The organism is Dactylosporangium sp. NPDC000244 (assembly GCF_040300725.1).
Taxonomy (GTDB): Bacteria; Actinomycetota; Actinomycetes; order Mycobacteriales; family Micromonosporaceae; genus Dactylosporangium.
Genome location: NZ_JBEPEH010000066.1, coordinates 39,697 through 48,168, shown reverse-complemented (window position 1 = coordinate 48,168; position 8,472 = coordinate 39,697). Strand labels below are relative to the sequence as shown.

Below are 8,472 nucleotides of genomic sequence, written 5' to 3'. Positions count from 1 at the left end.
GCAACCCACGCCCGTTCATCTGGACCAAGACCGCCGAAGAGATCCTCGAATCACTCGCCCGATTTTGTAGGCGAATTTCCGGCGCAGCACACTAGTGGGCCGACCGCGCCGAGGCGGAGATCACCCGATCCCGCCACCGTGCCGTCCGCGCCGCAGGCGGGTCCGAAGACGGGACCCGAACCGAGAGGACCGCAGCGCGCCGCTGAGACCATCGCGTAGAGACAGCGAACAGAGCTGCGTGCGGGCGCGGATGCGCTCGCAGCCGTTGATCACCGCCGGGTCAGGATGCGATGTGCAGTTCGTTCCGAACGCTCGTCACGCCGGCGGCACTCCAGGCGGATCGCTCCGCCTCGCGTACCTCCGACCACGACCCGACACTGCCGTGCAGCGTCAGTTCGGATCCGTCGAGGTCGATCGTGATCCACCGCGGGTTCAGCATGGCGTTGCGTCGCATCGCGGCCTCGACCGCTGCCTTGGTGTCGGCGGTCGGCGGCTGCGACTCGAGCGAGATCTCGTTGCTGATCTGCGTCACGCCCTTGAGGTACATTACTGCCCGCGCTGCGGCGTTGCGCTGGTACTCCCATGTCACCTCACCCGAGAGGGTGACCTTGCGGTCGCGAACATGGGCGGTGACCGCGTCGGGCGGGACGTCGACTGCCCATGCAAGGATCTGGTGGGCGGCCTGGGCGATGTCCTGGTCGTTGATGGCCTGGGCCGTGGGGGCGCGGACGTTGGTCTTGTTGGTGACACTCTTGACGCCGCCGACCCGGATGGCGGCGTGTTTCGCCGCGAGCCGTTCCGGCAGGCTGGCGACCTCGCCGGATAGCGTCACCGTTCCGTCGCTGACCTGCACGTCAACGCCGGATGCGTCGACGCTCGGGGTGTATTGTAGTTCCTCGATTACGGCGGTCTTCAGTTCCTGGTCGGTCTTGTGCGGTGTCGGTGCCACAAGCCCCACGATGTCCCACATCCGGAGTGGGTGCCAGCCAATTTGGTCCGTATTGCCAAGATCTTTTTGATCCGCGAGAAACGCCACAGTTCATAGCGATATAGATGCTTCATCCGGGCAAGGTATTTGGCCCTGAGTATTGTGGCGGCAACGGTCGATCCAGACCCCGGCAGCGTGATCGCCGTGCCCAACCGGTGGTTTGCGCGCGTGCTGCGTCAGCCGCGGCGTGCCGTACGTGGGGGACCAGCCTGGTGGATTCGCACCGGGAGGCGCTGCATCACCTGCACACGGTTGACCGGGATGACCGGTCAGCCGGACCACTCGCACTGGACAAGTCCGCGGGCAATCATCAGTCGTGATCGGACGTTCAGCAGTCCCACAGGGATCGCACGACGGGCTGTAGTGGCTCCCGGCGGCGAGTCTGCGAGCCGTCGACCGCGACCGGCAGGTGTCGGCGCTCGCGGCTTGCAGTGGATGCAGCCGGTGTCGGGTCCACTCGCGTTGCCGGTTGGCGCAGACGACAGGGTCCCGACGTTCGTGAGCGGTCTGCCACGCCATGGCGCGTTTGACGTACTCGCGGAGCACAACGTCATTGAGGTCGACCCGTTGGGCCTGCACGCCCCACGGACCTTCGGTGACGGCGTTGATGGCGTTGGTGAGATCGATGGTGACGTCGTCGCGCGGACGCTGGATCCGCTGATCCGGTGGTGCTCTGCGGGGAGGCCGACGTGCACGACGAGCAGTGACCTCGGGACGTTCGCCTCTGTCCGGCACGGCCGACACGACGGACGGTTGAGACCTGGAAGGACCGTCAAGCATCGATCCTCCCGGCTGCGCGTCCGGCAGACCTCACGTCCGCCCGCGGCGCGGCGACCGAACGATCACCGTGTCGTGCAGGACGTCGCGGCGGCGCGCTGACCGGCAGGCCAGCCGTTGGCGGACGACCCGTTCGCCGGTCACCGCGCCGCGTATCTCCCGTGCCCGCAGTTCGCGGACCGGACGCGAACACCCGAAGTGGAGCGCGTCAATGAACACCTTCATCACCGTCCTTGTGATCGTCGCGGTCGTAGCCCTGAATGTCCTGGCCCTCGCGATCCGGATCGTCAAGCAGTACGAGCGGGGCGTGCATCCGGCTCGGCCGGGTCATCGGCGCCCGCGAGCCCGGGCTGCGGCTGCTTCATCCCGATCGTCGACCAGCTGCACCGCGTCTCGCTGCGCATCATCACCATGCCGATCCAGTCCCAGGGCATCATCACCCGCGACAATGTCGGCGTCGACGTCTCAGCCGTCGCCTACTTCCGCGTCGCCTCGGATGTTCCGGTCGGGGCGGCGACCACCGGGGTCAGTTTGGTGATGTCGGACGGTACGGTCCGTGACGCGGCGGCGGTGGCCTCGCGGGTCAGGAAGGAGCCGAGCTCTCCGATGGTGCTCATCAGCGGTGCGGGGAACACGACGGTGGTGTTCTTGTCGACGCCGATCTCGACGAGGCTCTGCAGGTTGCGCAGTTGCAGGGCGAGGGGGTGGGCCATCATGGTGTCGGAGGCGTCGCCGAGTGCGGCGGCGGCGAGGGATTCCCCTTCGGCGTTGATGATCTTCGCGCGCTTCTCGCGTTCGGCTTCGGCCTGGCGGGCCATCGCGCGTTTCATGGTTTCGGGCAGTTGGATGTCTTTAAGCTCGACCAGGGTCACCTCGATGCCCCATTCGGTGGTCGTGACGTCAAGGATCTCGCGGATGTCGATGTTGATGCGGTCGGTTTCGGACAGGGTCTCGTCGAGGGTGTGTTGTCCGACGACCTTGCGCAGGGTGGTCTGGGCGATCTGGTTGATCGCCGCTTGGACGTTCTCGATGGCGACGACCGACTTGACCGCGTCGACGACGCGGAAGTAGGCGACGGCTGAGACGTCGACGCTGACATTGTCGCGGGTGATGATGCCCTGGGACTGGATCGGCATGGTGATGATGCGCAGCGAGACGCGGTGCAGCTGGTCGACGATCGGGATGAGCAGCCGCAGTCCGGGTTCGCGGGCGCCGATGACCCGGCCGAGGCGGAACAGCACGCCGCGTTCGTACTGCTTGACAATGCGCACCGCCAACGCCAACGTGACCAGGGCCAGGATGACGACGACGACGATGATCAACGTTCTCATCGACTTGCTCCGTTCCGGTTCGAAGCCGAGGAGCGGGGACTTCGCTCCTTGTCAAGGTCAACCGTTGCTCGACCTCAGCACCGATGACAGGGGTCGAAGGTCACCAGTTCGATCCGAATCAGGTGCCCGGGGTGCAACGCCTCATTCGGCCAGCTGGCATCGGACGCTGCCAGCCCGTTGGTCCCGACCGGCCGGGCGACCGGCCCTGATCCGCACGGGGGCGTGCGTGGCAGGCTCGGATTGTTATGACAGCAAGGCGTGCGGGGCGTACCGGGGTTGAACGGTCGGCGATTGTGACGGTCGCCGGCGGGCCGTCGCCGGACCTTTTCGAGTCCGGGTTGGACGTGTCCAGGGCCGCGGAGCTGCCCGGCGAGCAGGTGCTGCACGGCCTCGGCGTGGACCACGACGGGCTGTCGGCCGGGGAGGTGACGCGCCGGCTCGCCCGGTACGGACGCAATGCGGTCTCTACGCACCGGGCTCGGCTGCTGCCGGTGCTGTGGCACCAGGTGCGCTCCCCGCTGTTGGTGCTGTTGCTGGTCGCCGCGGTGGCGTCGTACTTCGTCGGTGAGCGCAGCGACGCGATCATCATCGCGGTGATCCTGGCGCTGTCCGTCGGCCTGGGACTGGTCAACGAGTACCGGGCGGAGAAGGCGGCCGAGGCGCTGCACTCGAAGATCAGCCATCGGGCGCTGGCCGTACGCGGCGGACACCCGGTCGCGGTGGAAGTGACCACGCTAGTCCCGGGGGATGTCGTCGACCTGCAGCTGGGGGACGTGGTGCCAGCTGACATCAGGCTGCTGCAGGCATCCGGGCTGGAGTGCGACGAGTCGGTGCTGACCGGCGAGTCACTGCCGGTCGACAAGAACCCCGCACCGGTGCCGGCCGGTACACCGCTGGCTGGGCTGTCCGGCTGCGCGCTGATGGGCACCGTGGTGCACGCCGGGAGCGGGCGTGGGGTGGTGACGGCAACGGGGACGCGCACCCGGTTCGGGAGCATCGCGGGGGGTCTGGGCGGCCACCCGATCGAGACGCAGTTCCAGGCTGGGTTGCGACGGTTCTCGATGCTGCTGGTCTACGTCGCCGCCGGTCTCACCACCTCGATCTTCGTCATCAACGTGGTGCTGCACCGGCCGATCCTCGAAGCGCTGCTGTTCTCCCTGGCCATCGCGGTGGGGATCACTCCACAGCTGCTGCCCGCGGTGGTGTCGATGAGCCTGGCCGCCGGGTCCCGGCAGATGGCCCGGCGCAAGGTCCTGGTCAAACGCCTGGTCTGCATCGAGGACCTCGGCGACATCGATACCCTGTTCACCGACAAGACCGGCACCCTGACCCAGGGGCGGATCAGCTTCATGCGCGCGGTCGCCACCGACCCGGATTCACCCGACGCACCGTTGCGGTGGGGCCTGACCTGCACCGAATCCGTCGTCGAGGACGGCCACGCGATCGGTGGCAATCCCCTCGACATGGCGTTGTGGGACTCGCCGGCCGCGCTGGGCCAGCACGTTGCCGTGGCCGGGGACACCCGGCTGTCGATCCTGCCGTTCGACCACGAACGGCGCATGGTGTCCATCCTCGTCCGTGACCAGCACGGCGCCCAGACGATGGTCACCAAGGGTGCGCCGGAGGCCGTCCTGGAGCGTTGCGGCAACGTGCCGGACACCGCCGCGACGGCCCTGGCCGCCGAGTTCACGGCCGGCAACCGGGTCGTCGCCGTCGCCACCCGCCCCGCTTCCGACCTCACCCAACTCACCACGGCCGACGAAGGCAACCTGCGGCTGGCCGGCCTGCTGGTCTTCCTGGACCCGCCCAAGCCCGACGCGGCGGCCGCGCTGGGCCGCCTCGCCGCGCTCGGCATCACGGTGAAGATCGTCACCGGGGACAACCCGGCGGTGGCCGTCAAGGTCTGCCAGGACGTCGGCCTGCCCGTCGGCACAGCGCTGACCGGCACGGACATCGACAGCCTCGACGACCCGCACCTCGCGGCAGCGATCACGACCACGACGGTGTTCGCCCGGGTGAGCCCCGAGCACAAGGCTCGCATCGTGCGCATCCAACGCATGACCGGGCGGGCCGTGGCATTCCTCGGCGACGGGGTCAACGACGCCCTCGCTCTGCATGCCGCGGATGTCGGCATCTCGGTCGACTCCGCCACCGACGTGGCCAAGGACGCCGCCGACGTCATCTTGCTGGAGAAAGACCTCAACGTCTTGGCCGACGGCGTCGCCGAGGGCCGACGGATCTTCGCCAACACCATCAAGTACGTCCTGATGGGCACGTCCAGCAACTTCGGCAACATGTTCAGCGCCGCGGGCGCGTCGATGTTCCTGAAGTTCCTACCGATGCTGCCCTCCCAGATCCTGCTCAACAACCTGCTCTACGACACCAGCCAACTCGCCATCCCCACCGACCACGTCGACGAAGAACAGCTACGCCGCCCGTCGCACTGGGACATCCGGTTCATCCGCCGCTTCATGCTCTACTTCGGGCCGTTCAGCTCCGTATTCGACTTCGCCACCTTCGCCGTCATGCTGTGGGTGTTCCACTCCGGACCGGCCCAGTTCCGCACCGGCTGGTTCGTCGAGTCCCTCGCCACCCAGACCCTGGTCATCTTCGCCATCCGCACCCGCCAAATCCCGTTCTTCCGCAGCCACCCCAGCCTCCCGTTAACCCTTGCCGCCCTCGGCGTGGTCACCGTCGGCGCGCTGCTGCCCGCCACCCCCCTCGCCAATGTGCTGGGCTTCCATCCCCTACCCAGCGGCTTCTTCGCCGCACTCGCGATCATGGTTGTCTGCTACCTCGGTCTCGTCGAGGTTGGCAAGCGGCTGTTCTACGGCGTTGCACCCGCGCCGCCCGGCCTGCCGGCACTCCCTGTCGGGCGCCGTCACCTGCGTCGCCGTGCCGCCTACTTCAGCATCGGCCACCGCCGCGAGCTCGGATCCGATCAGGCCGCGACGGCGCCTGCCGATGTGTCAACGAAGTGACCCTCGTTGTCTCACACCGAAGTCGGTCGGCATCGCGTTCGGCCCGGGACCCGGTACCGCGGACGCGCGCCGAGCACATCCGGTGCCCGGACGGTGTCGGTCGGGTCGGCCGCCACCGCGATCATGGTGCGCCCCACGGCTTCGGCCGCGCATCGGACTTCCACCATTGCGGACGTCACGGCCAGCCGCCGTACCGGCCACCAGCCCCGACGTCACCTGGTAGTGCACCGGACCGATGCCAGCAGCATCGGTGGTGGAACCCGGGACGTGCAGACGCCGTTGCAGCCGGGCGAAACAGGCGCTGCGGTGGCCGGGTCGAGGGTGACGAACTCGCGGTCGAGGACGGCACTGCGCCCGTGCAGGAGCGTGGCCACTTCCCGTGTCTCGGGTAACGAGGTGCTGATGTCGTGTCCGGCTCTTGAGTGCACGATCGCGGTCGAGCTGCCGGTGCGGGCGATGGCCCGGATGCCGTCGAACGTAGGGTGCATCAAAGTACACCAGCGATGGTGGTACTGAGAAGAGCGCCGAACAATGGTGTGCAGCCCGGAGGCGACCTCGGCGTCGCATCGGGTGGCCATCACGTACGAGATGTCCTGCTCCTCCAGCCAGCCACGCAGCTCCGGGTTCTGTCCGTAGAGCTCGGCGGCGGGGAATCAGGCGAACGGCACCCCCGCCGCGATCGCCCGTTCCAGCATCACCCGGGCCTGCTGCGGCTTGGTCGCGAAGGCCCGCTCAAATCGGGCCTCGTGCCCAGCTTCGCGAATAGCACGAGCGCCCTCGCGCCTGCGAACGCGCTCGTGTTGAACTCGCCGGTGCCCAGCAGGTTCTCACCGTTCGCCGGCCCTTTGCGCAGGTAGGAGGCGGCGGCTTCGGCGGCAAAGGCGCGCTGGTCCGCATCGAGCTGGGTCCAGCCGGGCAGTTCGGCGACGTTCAGAGCGTCCCGGTCGGAAGAGTAGGCCTGCCCACCGGTGAACGAGCCAAGTAGCAGAGTTGGAAGAACGCCTGGTCGGGGCGATCGCCGCGACGATCACCGCCCTGCCCGAGCAGTTTCGCCGCACGCTGACCTGGGATCGCGGCAAAGAACTCGCCCAGCACGCGAAGCTGACGATCGACACCGGCGTGCAGGTCTACTTCGCCGACCCGCACAGTCCGTGGCAGCGCGGCACGAACGAAAACACCAACGGGCTGCTTCGGCAGTACTTTCCCAAGGGCACGGACCTCGCCCGCTGGAACACCGGTGAACTCGAGGCGGTCGCCGCAACGTTGAACAGCCGGCCGCGCAAGGTACTCGGGTGGAGGACGCCTGGCGAAGCCATCAACGACCTGGTACCGTCCACTCAGGACAGTGGTGTTGCAACGATCGGTTGAAACCGGTCAGTACACCAGCGCCCAGCACGCCCGCCTCGCCCGCCAGCACGGCGTGCGGCTCTCCGTTGGCCGGCGCGGCCAATGCTGGGACAACGCCGTCGCAGAATCGTTCTTCGCCACGATCAAAACCGAACTCATCCACCGGCAGGCCTGGCCCACCCGCACCGCCGCCCGCCAGGCCATCTTCGAATACGTCGAAGGCTGGTACAACACCCGCCGCCGGGACTCCAGCCTCGGCTACCACAGCCCGACCGCCTACGAAGACGCCACCAACGTCCCGCCGCTACCCGCACTCAAGGTAGCTTAAGGATCAACACATCGGCCCTGTCCGTCGAATCGGGTCAAGCCTCGTGGACACCTTAGCGGTGACGAGGCGGCATGACTTGACCGACGCGCAGTGGGCGGCGCTTGCGCCGTTGCTGCCTGCGGTGTCGGTGCTGGGCAGGCCGCTGAAGTGGAGTAGGCGGCAGCTGATCGATGGGATCCGGTGGCGGATCCGGGTTGGTGCGCCGTGGCGTGATGTGCCGGCGGACTATGGGCCGTGGCAGACGTTGTACTGGTTGTTCCGCCGGTGGCAGCGTGACGGCACCTGGCAGATGGTGCTGACCGGGTTGCAGGCGCACGCCGACGCCGCGGGGCGGATTCGGTGGGACGTCAGCGTCGATTCCACGAGCGTCCGCGCGCACCAGCACGCCGCTGGCGCGCGCCGTGACAGTGGCTTGCAGAGGGAGCCGCCTGGTGGGGTGGACACCGAACCGGACGATCATGCGTTGGGCCGGTCACGGGGCGGGCGGACCACGAAGGTCCACCTCGCGTGCGAGCAGGGCCGTAAGGCGTTGTTGCTGCTGCTGACCGCCGGGCACCGTGGTGACAGCCCGCAGTTCGTGCCGGTCCTGCAGGGCATCCGCGTTCCCCGTCTCGGTCCTGGCCGGCATGTCCACGGCGATGAACGCACCTGGGTCAGGCCGCGCCACGTCGGCCACGAGCGGCGGGCCGGGGCCGTGCGGTACTGGGTGTCCTTGCCGAA

At 67.9% G+C, this 8,472-nt stretch carries 4 protein-coding genes and 4 pseudogenes; 5 read left to right on the top strand and 3 right to left on the bottom strand.

What is annotated here, in order from left to right; translation table 11 throughout:
• Positions 1–280: 280 nt before the first annotated feature.
• Positions 281–970, bottom strand: coding sequence for a BON domain-containing protein (locus ABT369_RS54200; protein ID WP_350625930.1), 690 nt, complete (start codon positions 968–970; stop codon positions 281–283).
• Between the two features lie 993 nt (positions 971–1,963).
• Between ABT369_RS54200 and ABT369_RS54195 the strand changes: the two are divergent.
• Positions 1,964–2,224 (top strand): annotated as a pseudogene (locus ABT369_RS54195) (SPFH domain-containing protein); the annotation flags it as partial.
• 17 nt (positions 2,225–2,241) lie between these two features.
• On the opposite strand, the gene ABT369_RS54190 reads toward ABT369_RS54195, so the two are convergent.
• Positions 2,242–3,036 (bottom strand): slipin family protein, encoded by a 795-nt coding sequence (locus ABT369_RS54190; protein ID WP_502891951.1) that lies wholly within the window; start codon positions 3,034–3,036, stop codon positions 2,242–2,244.
• 404 nt (positions 3,037–3,440) lie between these two features.
• Here ABT369_RS54190 and mgtA point away from each other — a divergent pair, with 404 nt between their 5' ends.
• Positions 3,441–6,077, top strand: coding sequence for a magnesium-translocating P-type ATPase (gene mgtA, locus ABT369_RS54185; RefSeq protein WP_350625926.1), 2,637 nt, complete (start codon positions 3,441–3,443; stop codon positions 6,075–6,077).
• Between the two features lie 524 nt (positions 6,078–6,601).
• Here mgtA and ABT369_RS58110 read toward each other — a convergent pair.
• Positions 6,602–6,805, bottom strand: a pseudogene (locus ABT369_RS58110) (transposase); the annotation flags it as partial.
• A gap of 283 nt (positions 6,806–7,088) precedes the next feature.
• Here ABT369_RS58110 and ABT369_RS54175 point away from each other — a divergent pair.
• The 3 genes and pseudogenes from ABT369_RS54175 to ABT369_RS54165 all read left to right on the top strand — a co-directional run.
• A pseudogene (locus ABT369_RS54175) lies at positions 7,089–7,445 on the top strand (IS30 family transposase); the annotation flags it as partial.
• The gene (locus ABT369_RS54170) at positions 7,423–7,752 is read left to right on the top strand and encodes an integrase core domain-containing protein (protein ID WP_502891948.1); all 330 of its coding nucleotides are present in this window, start codon (positions 7,423–7,425) and stop codon (positions 7,750–7,752) included. The pseudogene ABT369_RS54175 and the gene ABT369_RS54170, both read left to right, overlap by 23 nt.
• A gap of 43 nt (positions 7,753–7,795) precedes the next feature.
• A pseudogene (locus tag ABT369_RS54165) lies at positions 7,796–8,440 on the top strand (IS5 family transposase); the annotation flags it as partial.
• Between the last annotated feature and the right edge of the window lie 32 nt (positions 8,441–8,472).

What these genes read in the sequence shown, in the direction of transcription:
- ABT369_RS54200 (WP_350625930.1), bottom strand. Translation starts at nt 970, where the DNA reads ATGTGGGACATCGTGGGGCTTGTGGCACCGACACCGCACAAGACCGAC.